The organism is Dokdonia sp. LLG6352-1, from assembly GCF_045055815.1.
Lineage (GTDB): Bacteria > Bacteroidota > Bacteroidia > Flavobacteriales > Flavobacteriaceae > Dokdonia > Dokdonia donghaensis.
The window spans coordinates 1,675,001-1,692,337 of the sequence record NZ_CP159329.1 but is presented as its reverse complement, the minus strand read 5'-3'; the positions used below and the strand labels follow the sequence as shown (position 1 = coordinate 1,692,337).

15 protein-coding genes (1 of these 15 running past the window's edge) are annotated in these 17,337 nt (G+C 37.9%); 9 read left to right on the top strand and 6 right to left on the bottom strand.

Translation table 11 applies throughout. The features are described 5' to 3' along the window. Positions 1–185: 185 nt before the first annotated feature. Genes ABVM49_RS07510 through xrtF form a run of 3 tightly spaced genes read right to left on the bottom strand, consistent with a single transcriptional unit; the run spans position 186 to position 1,758 of the window. Positions 186–749, bottom strand: a complete 564-nt coding sequence (locus tag ABVM49_RS07510) for a DUF3347 domain-containing protein (RefSeq protein ID WP_405201367.1) — start codon at positions 747–749, stop codon at positions 186–188. A 36-nt stretch (positions 750–785) separates the two neighbouring features. Continuing rightward, positions 786–1,217, bottom strand: coding sequence for an exosortase F system-associated membrane protein (locus tag ABVM49_RS07505; protein ID WP_405201366.1), 432 nt, complete (start codon positions 1,215–1,217; stop codon positions 786–788). Further along, positions 1,210–1,758 (bottom strand): exosortase family protein XrtF, encoded by a 549-nt coding sequence (gene xrtF, locus ABVM49_RS07500; RefSeq protein ID WP_405201365.1) that lies wholly within the window; start codon positions 1,756–1,758, stop codon positions 1,210–1,212. The genes ABVM49_RS07505 and xrtF overlap by 8 nt, the downstream gene beginning before the upstream one ends. A gap of 32 nt (positions 1,759–1,790) precedes the next feature. On the opposite strand from xrtF, the gene ABVM49_RS07495 reads away from it, so the two are divergent. Beyond that, positions 1,791–2,246 carry a GAF domain-containing protein gene (locus ABVM49_RS07495; RefSeq protein ID WP_405201364.1) on the top strand — a complete coding sequence of 152 codons (456 nt, stop codon included), beginning with the start codon at positions 1,791–1,793 and terminating at the stop codon, positions 2,244–2,246. Positions 2,247–2,322: 76 nt separating this feature from the next. On the opposite strand, the gene ABVM49_RS07490 is transcribed toward ABVM49_RS07495, so the two are convergent. Further along, entirely contained in the window at positions 2,323–3,585 is a 1,263-nt protein-coding gene (locus ABVM49_RS07490; RefSeq protein WP_021778222.1) for an ABC transporter permease, read from the bottom strand. A gap of 170 nt (positions 3,586–3,755) precedes the next feature. On the opposite strand from ABVM49_RS07490, the gene purH reads away from it, so the two are divergent. From purH to rodA, 5 genes are all read left to right on the top strand, one after another. After that, complete coding sequence (purH, locus tag ABVM49_RS07485) at positions 3,756–5,288, top strand: bifunctional phosphoribosylaminoimidazolecarboxamide formyltransferase/IMP cyclohydrolase (RefSeq protein WP_405201363.1); 1,533 nt, start codon at positions 3,756–3,758, stop codon at positions 5,286–5,288. A 109-nt stretch (positions 5,289–5,397) separates the two neighbouring features. After that, positions 5,398–6,426 (top strand): rod shape-determining protein, encoded by a 1,029-nt coding sequence (locus ABVM49_RS07480; protein WP_021778220.1) that lies wholly within the window; start codon positions 5,398–5,400, stop codon positions 6,424–6,426. A 14-nt stretch (positions 6,427–6,440) separates the two neighbouring features. Beyond that, positions 6,441–7,286 carry a rod shape-determining protein MreC gene (mreC, locus tag ABVM49_RS07475; RefSeq protein WP_405201362.1) on the top strand — a complete coding sequence of 282 codons (846 nt, stop codon included), beginning with the start codon at positions 6,441–6,443 and terminating at the stop codon, positions 7,284–7,286. Between the two features lie 492 nt (positions 7,287–7,778). Next, entirely contained in the window at positions 7,779–9,647 is a 1,869-nt protein-coding gene (mrdA, locus tag ABVM49_RS07470; RefSeq protein WP_405201361.1) for a penicillin-binding protein 2, read from the top strand. Then, entirely contained in the window at positions 9,647–10,906 is a 1,260-nt protein-coding gene (gene rodA, locus ABVM49_RS07465) for a rod shape-determining protein RodA (protein ID WP_375252466.1), read from the top strand. Before mrdA ends, rodA begins: the two co-directional genes overlap by 1 nt. Before the next feature lie 84 nt (positions 10,907–10,990). Here the strand turns inward: rodA and ABVM49_RS07460 are convergent, their stop codons facing one another. After that, positions 10,991–11,248 (bottom strand): hypothetical protein, encoded by a 258-nt coding sequence (locus ABVM49_RS07460; RefSeq protein ID WP_035325436.1) that lies wholly within the window; start codon positions 11,246–11,248, stop codon positions 10,991–10,993. A 138-nt stretch (positions 11,249–11,386) separates the two neighbouring features. Here ABVM49_RS07460 and ABVM49_RS07455 point away from each other — a divergent pair, with 138 nt between their 5' ends. Further along, positions 11,387–12,217 carry a DMT family transporter gene (locus ABVM49_RS07455; RefSeq protein WP_298347546.1) on the top strand — a complete coding sequence of 277 codons (831 nt, stop codon included), beginning with the start codon at positions 11,387–11,389 and terminating at the stop codon, positions 12,215–12,217. 78 nt (positions 12,218–12,295) lie between these two features. On the opposite strand, the gene ABVM49_RS07450 is transcribed toward ABVM49_RS07455, so the two are convergent. After that, positions 12,296–15,157, bottom strand: coding sequence for a M16 family metallopeptidase (locus tag ABVM49_RS07450; RefSeq protein ID WP_405201360.1), 2,862 nt, complete (start codon positions 15,155–15,157; stop codon positions 12,296–12,298). Positions 15,158–15,326: 169 nt separating this feature from the next. Between ABVM49_RS07450 and dinB the strand changes: the two genes are divergently transcribed. Together dinB and ABVM49_RS07440 are read left to right on the top strand one after the other, a co-directional pair. Next, positions 15,327–16,547 (top strand): DNA polymerase IV, encoded by a 1,221-nt coding sequence (gene dinB, locus ABVM49_RS07445; RefSeq protein ID WP_299151523.1) that lies wholly within the window; start codon positions 15,327–15,329, stop codon positions 16,545–16,547. Between the two features lie 19 nt (positions 16,548–16,566). Beyond that, positions 16,567–17,337, top strand: the start of a protein-coding gene (locus tag ABVM49_RS07440) for a DNA polymerase III subunit alpha (RefSeq protein WP_405201359.1). 2,256 nt of this gene lie beyond the right edge of the window; 771 of the gene's 3,027 nt are visible here — the first part of the coding sequence; the start codon lies at positions 16,567–16,569; the stop codon falls past the right edge of the window.

Genomic DNA, 17,337 nt, shown 5'->3' with positions numbered 1-17,337 from the left:
CCCCTCGTGTATCACGAGGGGCTCTTAAATCTATATTAAATCTACTAGAAAGCATACTGGAAGCCGGCAGTAATTGTCTCCTTGCGCTTAAGCTGTACACCATTTACGTCTTGTAAAAGTGGAGTTGCAAACTCAAAACTGATACTTATGTCGTTAAGAGAGCTACAATAAATTTTAATAAAAAACTATTCTATCTCCTTATCTACTACACCGCACTTGAGCATTTTATCACCGTAGTATGGATTACGTATTTCTTTAGAATCAGATAACCAGTATGCACCTTTACCATCAAAAGCCATAGGGCAGTATTGCTTTACAAGAGATCCAGATGCCAGCTCACCAGAAAGGTACACCTCAACGCTTTTTGACACATCCTCAAAAACTTCACGTTGCTTATCTACATTAGTAGATCTAGCGATTTGATCTAGATCAGATTTTAAAGCAGAAAAAGTATCTGCACTAGGTACTACAGTAAGCATCTGGCTAAAATCCTTTGCGACAGATGCTGCATCTTCTGCATCTGTATTTACAAAAGCCCCTTTAAGATTTAAGTAAGCACGATGTACTTGTGTAGCCTCTTCTGTTTTAAAAGTCACCTCAACAAACTCTTCTGTCACATTAAGATCTCCAGTAGAGGTTATTATTGCCGTATCACTATGTTGCGACGGTGCTGTTTTTACTTCTACCTCTTGACTTTGCTTACAAGAGAATAACGCCAGTGCGATGGCTACAAAAAATACATTTTTCATTTGCTAGGGTTTTAATCCTGTAAAAATACAACGTACTCACTTATTTACCTTGCGGTAATAAAAAAATGCCGGCAATAATAAGAAAACAAGTAATGGCTGGATTAAAAAACGGCGCACATAAAAAAGCCCCATATACTCAGAGGGTGTATGATGATGTAATAATATATAATAGATGATACTAAGTACAATAAAAACAACTGCATAAAAAACAATCGTAAACTTAATAATACCCTTATCTCTAAAGACAGCCCATAGCAAGCCCAGCGACAACAGCATATTTAACAAGTATCTAAATAATATATGCGCCATTAACTTCCCTTTTGCAAAAGTAGGCAGTGGTGTATTTTGATAATCTCCGTGAAAATAATCTATGAGAGGATCGTAGAAGAGTACGCTTTCGCGAAAGCGTATAAAAAGTAACCCAAATAGGCATAGCACAGCTAGCAACATATAGAATACCTTATGCATCTTTTACAGGTTTTTTATAAGAGTTTATCCAGCCTAGCCACAGCAAGAATACGGTACCATAAATAACCGCCGGAAAGATAGTGCCGTGTAGTACATCTGCATATGCTGGATATTCATAAATACCTATTGTAAGTAAGGCGATGCGCAAGACATTCATACCATAGAGAAGTACGACTCCTCCAAAAATAAAAAGTAATGTTCTTTTTACATCTCCAAAAAATGCAAGCATAAACGACACAAAAAGTAGCATCACACTTACGGCATTACAACCTTCTACTACGCGAGCGAGGGTTTTACCGTCCATAGTAAGATTCATAGCGGGCTCCCAGGTACTAGGTTCTACCTTCATATCATACCCAAAAGCAGTAATTAATGCCTGACTTTGTTTTGCAACGTTATGTGTAATATAATCGGGAAAATAGCGACTACTAGCTCCATAGGTTAAAAATAGTTGGTAAAGTGACACGAAAACCAAATAACTTCCTATAAATATGGCTAAAAATCGGAGGACGGGCTTATATTTGCGGATTAATTTGAGCAAGGGATGTTTTTAACGTCTAAAATACAAGAAAAATGGCTTTTGAAGATTTAAAAATACAAGTAAGCAGCATTGCCTCAAATAATGAAGGCAGTGCAAAGGATAAAATGACAGCAATTTGTGAGCTGTTACAAGAACATATAGACTACTATGACTGGGTAGGTTTTTATATGGCAAATCACGAGGCACGCACCTTGCACCTTAAAGCTTTTGCTGGAGAGCCTACAGACCATACAGTTATCCCTTTCGGGAAAGGAATTTGCGGTCAAGTAGCAGAGTCTAATCAAAACTTTGTAGTACCAGATGTTAAGGCGCAAGATAATTATATAGCCTGCTCCATTACTGTTAAGAGTGAGATAGTAATCCCACTTTTTAAAGATGGAAAAAATATAGGGCAGATAGATATAGATTCACATAAAATAGACCCGTTTACTAAGGAAGATGAAGATTTTCTAGAGTTTGTAAACGGGAAAGTTGCTGCTCTTCTATAAGACCGCTATAACTTTAAAACAACAAACCCCTTACTAATGAAAATAGTAAGGGGTTTATTATTTTACATACATTGTACTACATCCCTGTTCTGATAGCCTCTACAGGGTCTAATTTTGAAGCTCCTATAGCGGGTACAATACCGGCTATAATCCCAATAACAAAAGTCGTAAACAAACCTAAGAAGATATTATCAAAAGAAAGTACAAACTCAAAATCACCAGCTATTTTTGAAACATCTAGTAACCAGACGACTACTTGCACCATTATTAAACCTATTAGCCCTCCAAAAATAGAAAGTAAGATAGACTCAAAAAGGAATTGAAATAATATAAATCTACGCTTTGCTCCTAGTGCTTTTTGTATACCTATAAGGTTGGTACGTTCTTTCACACTCACAAACATAATATTTGCGATACCAAAACCTCCTACGAGTAATGCAAAGCCTCCTATACCCCAACCTACGCCGGTAAGAAAGCCTATAATATTATCTATAAAAGCGGTAAACCCTTTGAGCTGGTTAATAAAGAAATTACTCACCTCATCGGTTTTAAGCCCTCTTTTATTTCTAAGTTTCTGTTCGATTTGAGCTACATAAGCCTCGTCATCTACATCTTCTTTTGGTAATAATACAATTTGCGGAAATGTTGACCTGTTATTATCTCCATAGATTCTTCGAGCAAGATTTACGGGCACAACTACGATCTCATCTTTTGAGTCACCACCAAAACCGGCTCCTTCCTTTTCTAATACCCCTATAACAGTAAGCTTGCGACTATACATTCTTATTTTCTTACCTCTAGGGTCTACTCCTTCTCCAAAAAGTTTGTTACGTATCTCATTACCTAGTACTACAACACTCGCACCACTGTTAGACTCAGAAGCATTAAAGAACCTCCCTAACTCAAATTGTAAAGATTCTATTTCAAACCATCCTTCTGTAGTAGCTCCTACACCTATATTTTCTAACGTTACATCATCATATTTTATAGTTTGTGGAGGCACACTAAGTACATATGTACTTGCTTTAGTATCTGGTACCGCACGCTCTAAATATTGAAAATCTTCATACTCCACAAGCGGGAATTGTTCTCGCTTCCATCTAGGCACTTCTGTAGGTCCAAAGGAAACGTGGCATAAAATAATAGTACTTTGGTCTAATGCAGATAGGCTGCCTTTTATCTCTCTTTCTAGAGAATCTACAGCGGCTAGCACCCCTATAATAGAAAAGATTCCTACCGTTACACCCATTAATGAAAGAAAGGTACGGGTCTTATTATTGCGCAAGGCATTAACAGCAAATCTAAAACTCTCCCCTAAGGCTCGAAAATATATAAGCATTGATTGATTTTATCTAAAGATACGAGTAAGACGTCACTCGAGATAAATTGTTACAAAGTAGTTCCATTTTGTTAATAGAAAGCGTTAACAAAAAGTGTTGAAATTGCTATTTTTGACACTTCAAAATCCCATATGCGAGGGAGGACACAAAATCTATCAATAATCTCACAATGAGCACAACAAAAAAAATAGGCGCAGCCCTTATTTCAGTATTTCACAAAGACGGCCTTGCCCCTATCGTTCAGAAACTTCACGAGTACGGAGTAACCCTTTATTCTACAGGAGGGACTGAAAAATTTATTAAAGATTTAGGTATCCCTGTGGTACCGGTAGAAGATGTGACTTCTTACCCATCTATACTAGGTGGTCGTGTTAAAACATTACACCCTAAAGTTTTTGGAGGGATTCTTAACCGTCAAGATCACGATGGTGATGTAAAAGAAATGGCTGAGTATGAAATCCCACAACTTGACCTAGTTATTGTTGATTTATACCCTTTTGAAAAAACAGTTGCATCTGGAGCACCAGAGCAAGACATTATAGAAAAAATAGATATAGGTGGTATCTCACTTATACGGGCCGCTGCAAAAAACTTTAAAGACACACTTTGTGTATCTTCTATGGAAGACTATGCAGAGGTACTAGACATTATCACAAACGGTAATGGTAGCACTACAATGGCAGAGAGAAAACGCTTTGCTGCCAAAAGTTTTGCTGTATCATCTCACTATGACACTGCTATCTTTAATTACTTTAATGCAAATCACGAGATACCAGCACTTAAACTAAGTGCAAATAACGGTAAGACATTACGTTACGGAGAAAACCCACACCAAAAGGGATTCTTCTTTGGAGATTTTGACGAAGTTTTTGACAAGCTACACGGTAAAGAACTTTCATATAACAACCTTCTTGATGTAGATGCAGCCGTAAACCTTATTTCAGAATTTCAGGGAGAGGCACCTACCTTTGCCGTACTAAAACATAATAATGCTTGTGGCTTTGCACAACGTGATACAATGCACCAAGCTTATGTAGATGCACTTGCTGGTGACCCTACATCTGCTTTTGGAGGCGTACTTATTGCAAACGGTGAGATAGATGAGCCTACCGCTCAAGAGATTCACAAATTATTTTGTGAAGTAGTAATTGCTCCATCATTTACACCAGAAGCTTTAGAAATTCTTAAAGGAAAGAAAAACCGCATCCTTCTTACTTTAAAAAACATTGCACTACCAGAGATGACGGTACGTACTTGTCTTAACGGGACGCTTTTACAAGAACGTGATCATAAAACAGATACTGCTGCAGATCTTACTAATGCTACAAACACGCAGCCTACAGAAAAGGAACTAGAAGACTTACTGTTTGCATCAAAAATTTGTAAACACACGAAGTCTAACACTATCGTACTTGCAAAAAACAAACAACTTTGTGCAAGTGGTACTGGGCAAACATCACGTGTAGATGCATTGAGACAAGCTATTGAAAAAGCAACATCTTTTGGCTTTGACCTTCAGGGATCTGTGATGGCTAGTGATGCATTTTTCCCTTTTCCAGATTGTGTAGAAATTGCAGATAAAGCAGGCATTACTGCCGTGATACAACCAGGCGGATCAATAAAAGATCAACTTACCGTAGACTATTGTAACGAAAACAACGTATCTATGGTAATGACGGGAACACGTCACTTTAAACATTAATAACAAAGAGGGTTGGTATTACGCTTTCGCGAAAGCGTGATGTTAACCCTAATATTTGTACTTTTAAGCAGCACGCTTAAAAACTAACGCATAACGCTTTGATTACCCTATGGGATTTTTTGATTTTTTAACTGAGAATATTGCAATTGACCTTGGTACTGCCAACACGTTGATTATACACAATGATAAAGTAGTAGTAGATAGTCCATCTATAGTTGCTCGAGACCGCACGACAAAAAAGATAATTGCCGTAGGTAAAGAAGCTGCTCAAATGCAAGGTAAAACTCACGAAAATATCAAAACCATACGCCCTCTTAAGGATGGAGTAATTGCAGATTTTGATGCCAGTGAGCAGATGATTGCAATGTTTATCAAAGAAATACCAGCACTTAAAAAGAAATTATTTCCACCTGCATTGCGTATGGTAATCTGTATACCTTCTGGAATTACAGAGGTAGAGATGCGAGCAGTAAAGGAAAGTGCAGAGCGTGTAAACGGTAAGGAAGTATATCTTATACACGAGCCTATGGCAGCAGCTATTGGTATAGGTGTAGATATTATGCAACCTAAGGGTAATATGATTGTAGATATAGGTGGAGGTACGACAGAGATTGCCGTAATTGCACTAGGAGGTATTGTATGTGACAAGTCTGTAAAAATTGCAGGTGATGTATTTACAAACGATATTATCTACTATATGCGCACCCAGCACAACCTTTATGTAGGAGAGCGCAGTGCCGAAAAAATAAAAATACAAATAGGTGCCGCTACCGAAGATCTTGAAGTACCGCCAGAAGAGATGAGTGTACAGGGTCGTGACTTACTTACTGGTAAGCCTAAGCAGGTACAAATAAGCTTTAGAGAGATTGCAAAGGCATTAGATAAATCTATACTTCGTATAGAAGACGCTGTAATGGAAACATTATCACAAACACCTCCAGAACTCGCTGCAGATATTTATAATACTGGTATTTACCTAGCGGGTGGTGGATCTATGTTACGTGGTCTTGACAAGCGTCTTTCTCAAAAAACAGACCTTCCAGTTTATATTGCAGAAGATCCACTTAGAGCTGTGGTAAGAGGTACAGGTATATGCTTGAAAAATCTAGCTAAGTATAAGAGCGTTCTCATAAAATAGAAATCTCTTAAGATATGCAACAGATTATCAATTTTTTGATCAGGAATAAAAATTTCCTGCTGTTTGCTTTTTTACTAATGCTGTCTCTTGTATTTACCATACAGTCACACTCGTATCATCGTAGCAAGTTTGTAAACTCTGCAAACTGGTTTACGGGAGGAATATATGGCTCTGTAAGTAGTGTGCAAGATTATTTCAATCTCAAAACCTACAACCAGCAGTTATTAGAAGAAAATGCACGTTTAAGAACTATAGTGAGCGCCACAAAAACTGGCAATGAATCTATAGACCCCCTTATAGCAGCAAATTCTCCTATCCCAGCAGATAGCACAGTGCAATATGCTTACAACCCAGCTAAAGTTATAAATAACAACTACGCAAAGACTGACAACTTTATCACCTTAAAAGGAGGGGGTTCTAGTAATATCAAAAAAGACCAAGGTGTGATTACGAGCCAAGGTATTGTAGGTATAATAGATAATACATCATCAAGTTATAGTACAGTGCTGTCTATACTTAATTCCAACTTTACTACGCAAGTAAAATTAAAAGGCTCTGAACATTTTGGGACACTACAATGGGACGGTAAAAGCCCTAATGTCGTTCAAGTAATAGATATGCAACAGCAGGCACCTGTTACAAAAGGAGATACGATTGAGACGAGTGGGAAATCGGCTATTTTCCCGAAAGGGATACCTGTAGGTGTGGTGCAAGATTACACGCTAGATAGTAGTAAAAACTTTTACACCCTATCTGTAAAACTTATGAATGATATGACCAGCTTAGGTCACGTTTATGTTATAGAAAACAAGGCAAGAGTAGAGATTGAACAATTAGAAAACGAGAACTATGAAGAATAATGTTCTCAAGAATATCGTGCGCTTTATAGCGCTTATGTTTGTGCAAATCTACTTGTTTAATCACGTAAACTTTTTGGGTTACATTAATCCGTATCCATATGTGTTGTTCCTTTTAGTATTCCCGTTTACTGCAAATAGGTCTCTATACATATTTATAGCATTTTTAACGGGTCTCACTATGGATATGTTTGGCAATAGTGGTGGTATACACGCTGCGGCTTGTTTATTTCTTGCATATTTAAGACCTCTCACATTACGATTTGCTTTTGGGGTGAGTTATGAATATAATGCCATTAAGCTATCTAAGGTGAGTTTATACGGCCGTTTTGTTTATATATCCATATTAGTTTTGACGCATCATCTTGTTTTATTTTTACTTGAGGTTTTTAACATAAGTAACATACTCTATACCCTAAACAAAACGTTAGTCACTAGTATCTTTACAATCATACTTTGTATTGTATTTAATATCCTTTTCAGCCGACGTATTGAATGAGAAAAGCCTTATTACTTTTTATTGTATTAACGACTGGTATCCTATTTGTATCCAGACTCTTTTACCTGCAAGTTTATGATACTTCTGCAGCCGTATTGTCTGAGAATAATGCTATAAAGAAGCAGTACGAAATTCCACAACGAGGTCGTATTTATGATCGTAATGGTAAGTTATTGGTGTCTAACCAGCCATCTTACGACCTTATGGCGATACCGCGTGAGGTAAAACCTTTTGATACCTTACAGCTTTGTAAGCTACTTAATATCACAAAAGAAAAGCTTGTAAAGCAATTAGACAAAGCCCGTAAATATTCTCCTAGACATCCCTCTGTAATTGTACCTACAATGTCTCAAGGTGAATTTGCTTACTTAGGTGAGCAAATGCGTAAGTATGAAGGCTTCTTTATACAAAAAAGATCACTTAGAGATTATCAAGTAGATTTTGGAGCAAACTTTTTAGGTTATATACAAGAAGTTCATCAAGGCATTATAGATAAAAACCCCTACTACAGCGGAGGTGACCTTATAGGTAGGCAGGGAGTTGAGCAGCAATATGAAGATATTTTACGAGGAGAGAAAGGTATTAAGTACCTACAGAAAGACCGTTTTAATCGAGTAATAGGTCCTTACAAAGAAGGTGCGCTTGACAAAGAGCCTGTAGAGGGGAAAAACATACACCTCACTATAGACGCAGAGCTACAAAAGTATGGTCAAGAACTTATGAAAGGTAAGCGAGGTGGGATAGTCGCTATTGAGCCTTCTACAGGGGAAATACTGGCACTTATCACTGCGCCAAATTATGACCCTGCTCTTATGGTGGGGCGTGAGCGTTCTAAAAATTATTCTCTTTTAAAAAGTGACTCTATTGCAAAACCACTTTATGATAGAGCTTTGCAAGGAGAATATGCACCAGGATCTCCTTTTAAAGCGCTCACTGGGCTTATAGCTCTTCAAGAAGACGCTATGGATATAGACGAAAAGGTATACTGCCACGGCGGTATGCGTTATGGCAGAAACAGAAACTTTGGATGCCACCATCACCGTAGCCCTGTGAGTATGATAGATGGTATTGCATACTCGTGCAATGCGTATTTTGGTACAGCATACCTTAACAGTATAAATAAATACGACACACCACAAGAAGGTATAACGGTCTGGGAAAACCACCTCAAAAGTTTTGGACTAGGGGATTTTATGGGTTATGATCTGCCTATAGGTAAACGTGGGCTCATACCTACTGCAAAAATGTATAATAGAACCTATAATTACCCTAAAAGAAGATGGGGTGCAGCTGCAACACTATCAAACTCTATAGGTCAAGGTGAGGTACTTATGACACCTGTGCAAATGGCTCACTTTACAGCTACTATAGCAAATAGAGGCTGGTATTACAAACCTCATATTCTCAAAAAAATAGAAGGCACAGACACTATCCCGCAAGACTTTGCTACAAAAAAATACACTACTATAGAGCCAGAACATTATGAGCCCATTATACAAGGCCTTAATGATGTTTATAATTACGGGACAGCAGCTAGTTTAAAAGTACCAGGAATAGAAATTTCTGGTAAAACAGGAACGGCAGAAAATTATACTCGTATAGATGGTAAACGAGTCCAACTTACAGACCACTCTACGTTTGTAGCATTTGCTCCTAGAGAAAACCCAAAAATAGCCATCGCCATTTTTGTAGAAAATGGATACTGGGGCTTTAGATACGGAGGGCGTATCGCATCACTAATGATTGAAAAATACATTAATAAAGAAGTGACTCGCAAAGACCTAGAAAACTGGATACTCACCCACTCTCTAGAAGAAGAATATGCAAAACCACTAAGTGGCGAACCGTTTAGAATTAATTATTAATGAGTAAATTTTCCCGTAACGTAGGCAGTTTTGACTGGGTGCTCATTGTGCTTTATCTTGCTCTAATCAGTATAGGCTGGGTAAACATCTACTCGGCGTCTTATGATCCTACGGTAGAAAGCTTTTTTAGTTTAGAAAATCTATACAGCAAGCAACTACTGTGGATTCTATTAGGATTCCTTATCATCTCATTTATACTCTTTTTAGAATCTAAATTTTTTGAACGATTCTCAAGTGTTATTTATATCGCCTCTCTGCTCTCGTTATTACTTCTATTTGTTTTTGGAAAAACTATTTCTGGAGCGACCAGTTGGTACAACCTTGGTTTTATGAGTTTACAACCCAGTGAGTTTGCAAAAGCCGCAACCGCACTTGCGCTTGCAAAATACCTAAGTGATATACAAACTAATATAAAAACCGTACGTGATCAAGTAAGAGCACTAGCAATTATAGCACTTCCTGCATTGATAATTATCCCGCAACCAGACCCTGGTAGTGCACTTGTATATGCGGCGTTTATATTCCCTTTATATAGAGAAGGACTTGCTGCCAGTTACCTCATTCTAGGAGCGTCATCTATCACCTTATTTGTCCTCACCTTATTAATTGGACCTTTATACGTAGCTCTTGCCGTATTACTTATTGCTGCTTTTCTATTTTATAAAAACAGAAAACGAAGGCCATCAAAACGGCTTTATCTAGGTATTACCTTTGTTGCTTGCCTCTTTGCCTTTTCTGTAAACTACATTTTTGAAAATATTTTTGAACAACGACATAGAGATCGTTTTAACATCGTACTGGGTAAAGAAGTAGATGCAAAAAGTATAGGGTATAACACACAACAAAGCGAGATTGCTATAGGAAACGGAGGCTGGTTTGGCCGTGGCTTTTTAGAAGGCACGCAGACTAAAGGAAAGTTTGTACCAGAGCAACACACAGACTATATATTTTCTACCGTAGGTGAAGAGTGGGGCTTCTTAGGAAGCACACTAGTTATCGGACTTTTTATCCTTCTCATCTTAAGGATAATTCAGCTTTCAGAAAAGCAAAAAAATGACTTCTCTCGTATTTATGGCTATAGTGTAGCCGGTATCTTGTTTATACACTTTGTTGTAAACATAGGTATGGTAGTAGGGCTGCTTCCTACTGTGGGTATACCGCTTCCCTTTTTTAGTTATGGAGGTTCTGGTCTTTGGGGCTTTACAGTACTGCTCTTTATCTTTGTAAAGCTAGATGGAAATCGAGTAAATGAGTGGTAGGTTATTCCGCTTTCGCGAAAGCGTAACTTTTATATATAAAAAAAGCGAGCATTACTGCTCGCTTTTTTTAGATGCTAGATGAGACTAGTTATTGTCATCATCTCCATTATAATCATCTGTTCCTTCTATCTCCTCTTCAATTTCTTGTCCTGCATTTTCGATAGCATCTTCCGTTTCTTCGGCTGCGTTTTCTATTGCGTCACCAGCTTCTTCAAGACCGTTTTCAATGTCTTCTCCGACTGCATCTGCAGAGTTTTCTACTTTATCTTGAGTTGTTTCTCTACAAGATATTGTTGAGAATGTAAAACCTATTAATGCTAGTACTATAACTACTTTTTTCATAATAATAATTGTTTATTGGTTAGAGTGTAAAATTACGAGTTAAGTATCTCGCGCTGTGTTAATGAGTAGTTACAATAAACTTATATAATTCACAATTTTAAACTTAATATCAGATACCTTTGCGCCAAAATTTAAGACTTGCTAAGAGGAGTAATTTATATGCTTATTGCCGCATTCGCTTTTTCGTGGATGAATTTATTGGCAAAATATCTTGAAGATTTTCATCCTTTGCAGGTTGTCTTTTTTAGATGTGTAGGGACATTTATTTTCATATTTCCATATATGATTATTAAGAAGGTACCTATACTGGGAAGTAATAAACTCTGGTTAAGTGCAAGAGGTTTTTTAAGCTTTGCTTCACTTGCTTTATACTTTGTGGTCATACAACGCATACCGCTAGGATCTGCCGTGGCACTGCGTTATACAGCACCTATTTTTAGCGCCATATTTGCATTACTATTTCTTAAAGAGAAAGTTAAAACCTGGCAATGGGCAGCGCTTACACTCTCTGTGGTAGGTGCATTTATCCTTAAAGGGGTTGACTTTAGAATAGATACACTAAGTTTTGTTCTTGTTATCATTTCTTCTATTCTAGTAGGTGGTGTGTTTACTATAGTGCGCTATCTAGGCTCGCGCGAGCACTACCTTACTATTATTAATTACTTTATGGTCTTTTCTATAGTAGGGAGTTTGTTTTTTATACAACACTGGCGTATGCCCGTGGGTGTAGAGTGGTGGTATGTGTGTGGCATAGGTGTTTTTGGACTCTTTGGACAAATCTTTCTCACTCGCTCGTTCCAACTGGCAGACACGGCAACGGTGGCTCCTATAAAATATATGGAGCTTGTATATGCTTTAATCTTTGGCTACTTCCTTTTTGGAGAGACGTATGCTGGTCTTCCGGTGCTTGGTATGACTTTACTTGTACTTGGAATGCTCTGGAATGTGTGGATAAAAAGAAAGGGGTAGTAGTACGCTTTCGCGAAAGCGTAAAAAAAGCGAACCCTAATTAAAGAATCCGCTTTTGTTTTTAAAATATATAGATTCTTAATCCTTTACCGTTTGTTTTTTCTCATTAAGCAATATAGGTGTGCCGTACCCTAGTTGCTCGAGTTTATCCATTTGTGTTTTCTTATCTCCTACTACGAGATAAATCATTTTATCTGGATTAAGGTACTGCGCAGATAGTTTTTTAATTTCGGCTACTGTCATATTTTCAACTATAGTCTGGCGCTCTTTTACATAATCTGGAGAGATGCCTAGGTTTGCTATATCATCTAGCATATTAAGTTTTGCTCCTATAGTTTCAAAAGCACGCGCCTGGCTTTTGAGCAAGAAACTCTTAGATACATCTAGATCATCTTCTGTAAAATTCTTTCCGTAGTTTTTTAAGATATCCTTTACAAGCGCTGTAGACTCATAGGTTACATTAGATCGTACACCACTTGAGATTGAGAAAGCACCTGGCAATGTAGAACCAGAAAAACGAGATCTAATACCATAAGTATAACCTTTCCCTTCTCTAAGCTCTTGAGTTAGCTGTGAGGCAAAGCCTCCACCACCTAGACGGTAGTTCATCATTTGAGCTGAATAAAAATTTGGGTCTGTCTCTGCCATTGCTGGATAACCAAATCTCAGTACAGATTGCTTTGCATCTGGCACATCATAAAAGTATACATTAGACTGCTCTGGAGCCTGAGGAACTACTGGTGTAGGTATCACCACTTCTTTAGACTTCCAGTTATCATTAAGTCCTGCTAGAGCACTTGTAGCAACACGCTCATCTATGGCTCCTACTACTTGTAGCTTTGCTACACTAGGAGAAAGATTATTAGTATAAAACGCTTTAAGGTCCTCTAGGGTTATAGACTTTACAGAGGCCGGAGTACCTAGCGTGTTTTGTGCAAGCAAGCTGTTTTCTCCATAGATTAACTTATCAAACTCAATAGCAGCGATACTATTTGGGTTTGCCTGTTGTTGCTCAAGACGGCTAAGCGTACTTTGCTTTAAAAGATCAAACTCTGTCTCATCCCACCTAGGCTCAAGTAAAATCTCTTGTACCAGCGCTATGGTTTTATCATAATTTTTGGCAAGCGTATTACCTCCTATATATACATTTTCTTTATCTGCATAGGTATAAATACTTGCGCCTAGACTTTCTATTTCATTTTCTAGCTGCGCAGTTGTTTTTGTCGCTGTACCTTTCATAAGTAAATCTGCCAGTAAGTTTGAAACTCCTACTTTTTTGATATCCTCAAGCAATAAACCACCGCGTATATTCATTTGAAATTGTACTAGCGGCACCTCGCTATTTTCTATACCATACACTTCAAGTCCAGAAGAGAGCGTTTCTTCCCACACAATAGGAGCATTTATTTGTGGCGTGTCACCATATGGTGGCTCCTTAGACCTATCAAAAGACGACGGTGTGCGCTCATACTCTGCTGCTATACTAGCGTCAAAAGACTCCTCTGCACCCTCTACTATTTTTTCTTCTACCACTTGTGCAAGTTGAGAGTCTTCTAGTATGAGGTCTGTTTGCCCCTTAGGAACAAAACTAGTAGCAATATAGTTTTTACCTTTTATGTAGGTATCATATACGCGTTGCACATCTTCTTTTGTTACTGCGAGTATACGCTTTACATCTTCTGAAATATAACCAGGGTCACCAGCAAAAATCTCATACTGCGCTAGCTGAAATCCTTTACCTAGCACACTAGAAAGACCATTATAAAACTGAGTTTCTTGACCAGCTTTAATACGATCAAGATCTTTTTGTGAGATTCCCTCTAGTTCAAATTTTGTAAAAGCTTCATTAACTCCCACAAGTACATCATCTAGATCTTTACCTGGATATGCATTTACACTTAACGTAAACTCACCAGCAAGCTCAGACCCATAATTATACATTTGTACTCCAGCAGTAAGCTGCTTGTTATCTATAAGAATTTTATTAAAAGGAGCATTTTTACCATCTGCCAGATATGCAGATAGTACGTCTAGTGCATAAGAGTCTTTATCATAGTTAGGCACCGTAGGCCAGGTCATTGTAAGCTGTGGGAGACGAGCAAAATTATCTTCATAATATAATCGCTTTGTGGTCTCTACTTGTACGGGCTGCTTCTCCATAGCAGGTATTTCTTCACCTCTAGGGATTTCTCCAAAATACTTTTCTACCCACTCCTTAGTCTGAGCGATATCAAAATCTCCCGCTATAGTAAGTGTCGTATTATTAGGAGTATACCAGCGGTTATAAAAATCTTTTACATCTTGTAAGGTAGCATTCTGCAAGTCTTCTAGTGAGCCTATTACTTGCCAGTTATACGGGTGACCCTCTGGGTATAAATTTTTACCTATCACATAGCGAGCGTGACCATAAGGCCTGTTATCTACAGACTGTCTTTTTTCATTTTTTACTACTTGTTTTTCTTTTGCTAGCACTGGATCTGTAACGGTATTGATAAAAAAACCAAGCTTATCTGCCTCTGCCCAGATCATTTTTTCTAGTGCATCTTTTGGCACTGTTTGAAAATAGTTTGTACGATCACGACTTGTAGACCCATTTGCACCAGAACCACCTATGCGAGCACTCATAGCATCTAGCCCACCTTTTCCTAAATTTTCAGATTCTAAAAACAACAAGTGTTCAAATAAATGAGCAAATCCCGTGCGCCCTTCTATCTCTCTGGCAGAACCTACGTGTGCCGTAAGTGCGACTGCCACAACCGGGTCTGATGTGTCTTGGTGAAGTATTACAGTAAGGCCATTATCTAATGTAAATTTTTCAAAAGGAACTTCAAATTGTGAGTTTTCCGCTTTCGCGAAAGCGGAATCACCTCCACCCTCTTCCTTACAAGAAAGGGCACTTATTACTAAAAAGCTTAGAGCTAAAAGACGCGTGATTTTCATCAAAAAATAGATTAAAATTTAAGTATTCAAGATAGCTAAAAATTAAAGACAAGTGTAAACAGATAGTGTTAAGAGAAAAGTCAAAAATCTAAAGACTGTTGATAACTTAAAAATTGCTCTCAATACTAAAATTAGGAATATTTCCATAATTTTGGATAAATTCTAAATTATGCAACGCACAATAATACATTTTGACCTAGACACTTTTTTTGTGTCTTGTGAGCGCAGGCTGGATAGTAGACTTATGGGTAAGCCTGTAATAGTAGGCGGTACAGGTGATCGTGGTGTGGTAAGTGCTGCAAGCTATGAGGCTCGCTCTTATGGTGTGCATAGCGCGATGCCTATAAAAGCTGCAAAGCAGTTGTGCCCTAACGGTATTTATATAAGAGGCAATGGTGGCACGTACTCAAAGATGTCTAAGGAGGTGACAGAGATTTTACAAGAAGAGCTCCCCGTGTTAGAAAAAGCAAGTGTAGATGAGTTTTATGGGGATCTCACGGGTATGGATAGATTTCATAACGCTTATAAATACTCAAAAGAGTTGAGACAGCGTGTGATGAGAGAAACAGGCTTGCCCATATCTTTTGGAATGTCTCCTAATAAAACGGTCTCAAAAGTAGCTACTGGTGAGGCAAAACCTAATAATGAGATTAAGGTAGACCCCGGTTATGAAAAAACATTTCTCGCTCCTTTATCTATAAAAAAGATTCCCTCTGTAGGTCAAAAAACCTTTATTCAGTTTTGTAATCTAGGAGTACGCACGGTAGATCTTGTGCAGCAAATGCCTGTAGAAATGATGACTGCCGTTTTTGGTAAAAATGGACGCATTATATGGGAGCGATGTAACGGTATAGATAACAGTCCTATAATAGCATATCACGAGCGTAAATCTATATCTAGTGAGCGCACCTATGGGCAAGACACTACAGATGTAACAAAGCTACATACCACCATAAGTGCAATGGCAGAGAATCTTGCTTTCCAGCTTAGACGTGGTAATAAATTAACCTCTGTGGTAACTGTAAAAGTGAGGTACTCAGATTTTCAAACCTACTCAAAACAAATACGCATTCCCTACACCGCTGCAGATCATATTTTAATCCCAAAAGCTATGGAGCTTTTTAATAAACTCTATAACAGACGGATGCTCATACGTCTTGTAGGTGTACGATTTTCTGGACTTACAGAGGGTCATTATCAAATAGACCTTTTTGAAAACACAAACAAGACGGTAAATCTTTACAAAGCTATGGATGCCCTGAGAGATAAATATGGAGACCACACTGTAAGACGTGCAAATACTATAGGAGATGGCTCCAGAACTATAGGTAATCAAGGCAACCCCTTTAATGGGCAACCACCTATTCTTCTCGCTCACAGACACCAGTAATTTTTAACCCCCATTTAAAATGTATCTTAATAATCACTCATTCTACAGCCTTCGTTATGGCACTATCTCAGAAGTAGAGCTTGTAGATCTTGCTGCAAAACAAGGTTTAACTTGCTTTGCCCTCACAGATATTAATAACACCTCTGGATGTCTAAGCTTTATAAAAAACGCACAAGAAAAAGGAATTAAACCTATAGTGGGAGTAGATTTTAGAAATGGTAACCACCAGTGTTATATCACCCTAGCAAAAAACAATAATGGCTTTTTAGAAATCAACAACTTTCTATCTCACCATCTTCATCACAAAACTAGCTTTCCAGACCATAGCCCCATTTTCAAAGACGTGATCACTATATATCCATTTGAAAACATTCTAGAACTAGAAAAAACAACTTTTGGTGATAATGAGTATATAGGTATTACCCACAAAAACCTTAATAAACTACGTTTCTCGCCACTTAGCAAGCTTACTCATAAACTTGTAATGTTGCATACGGTAAGCTTTCGCGATAAGCGAGATTTTAACACGCACAGATTACTACGTGCTATAGATAAGAATATGCTTTTGAGTATGCTGCCTAAAAAAGAGGAAGGGCATCCAGAACATACATTTATAGAAGCTAAGGATTTACGACTACAATTTTCTCAATACCCTCACCTACTATCTAATGCAGAGCAAATACTTAAAAGTTGCAGCATATATTTTAATTTTAAAAAAGGAAAACCCTCTCAAAATTTAACCACGCTTTTAGGTAGTGAAGAGACAGATTATAAAAAGCTCGTGGCGCTT

What these genes read in the sequence shown, in the direction of transcription:
- ABVM49_RS07510 (WP_405201367.1), bottom strand. Translation starts at nt 749, where the DNA reads ATGAAAAATGTATTTTTTGTAGCCATCGCACTGGCGTTATTCTCTTGT.
- ABVM49_RS07505 (WP_405201366.1), bottom strand. Translation starts at nt 1,217, where the DNA reads ATGCATAAGGTATTCTATATGTTGCTAGCTGTGCTATGCCTATTTGGG.
- ABVM49_RS07495 (WP_405201364.1), top strand. Translation starts at nt 1,791, where the DNA reads ATGGCTTTTGAAGATTTAAAAATACAAGTAAGCAGCATTGCCTCAAAT.
- ABVM49_RS07490 (WP_021778222.1), bottom strand. Translation starts at nt 3,585, where the DNA reads ATGCTTATATATTTTCGAGCCTTAGGGGAGAGTTTTAGATTTGCTGTT.
- purH (WP_405201363.1), top strand. Translation starts at nt 3,756, where the DNA reads ATGAGCACAACAAAAAAAATAGGCGCAGCCCTTATTTCAGTATTTCAC.
- ABVM49_RS07480 (WP_021778220.1), top strand. Translation starts at nt 5,398, where the DNA reads ATGGGATTTTTTGATTTTTTAACTGAGAATATTGCAATTGACCTTGGT.
- mreC (WP_405201362.1), top strand. Translation starts at nt 6,441, where the DNA reads ATGCAACAGATTATCAATTTTTTGATCAGGAATAAAAATTTCCTGCTG.
- mrdA (WP_405201361.1), top strand. Translation starts at nt 7,779, where the DNA reads ATGAGAAAAGCCTTATTACTTTTTATTGTATTAACGACTGGTATCCTA.
- rodA (WP_375252466.1), top strand. Translation starts at nt 9,647, where the DNA reads ATGAGTAAATTTTCCCGTAACGTAGGCAGTTTTGACTGGGTGCTCATT.
- ABVM49_RS07460 (WP_035325436.1), bottom strand. Translation starts at nt 11,248, where the DNA reads ATGAAAAAAGTAGTTATAGTACTAGCATTAATAGGTTTTACATTCTCA.
- ABVM49_RS07450 (WP_405201360.1), bottom strand. Translation starts at nt 15,157, where the DNA reads ATGAAAATCACGCGTCTTTTAGCTCTAAGCTTTTTAGTAATAAGTGCC.
- dinB (WP_299151523.1), top strand. Translation starts at nt 15,327, where the DNA reads ATGCAACGCACAATAATACATTTTGACCTAGACACTTTTTTTGTGTCT.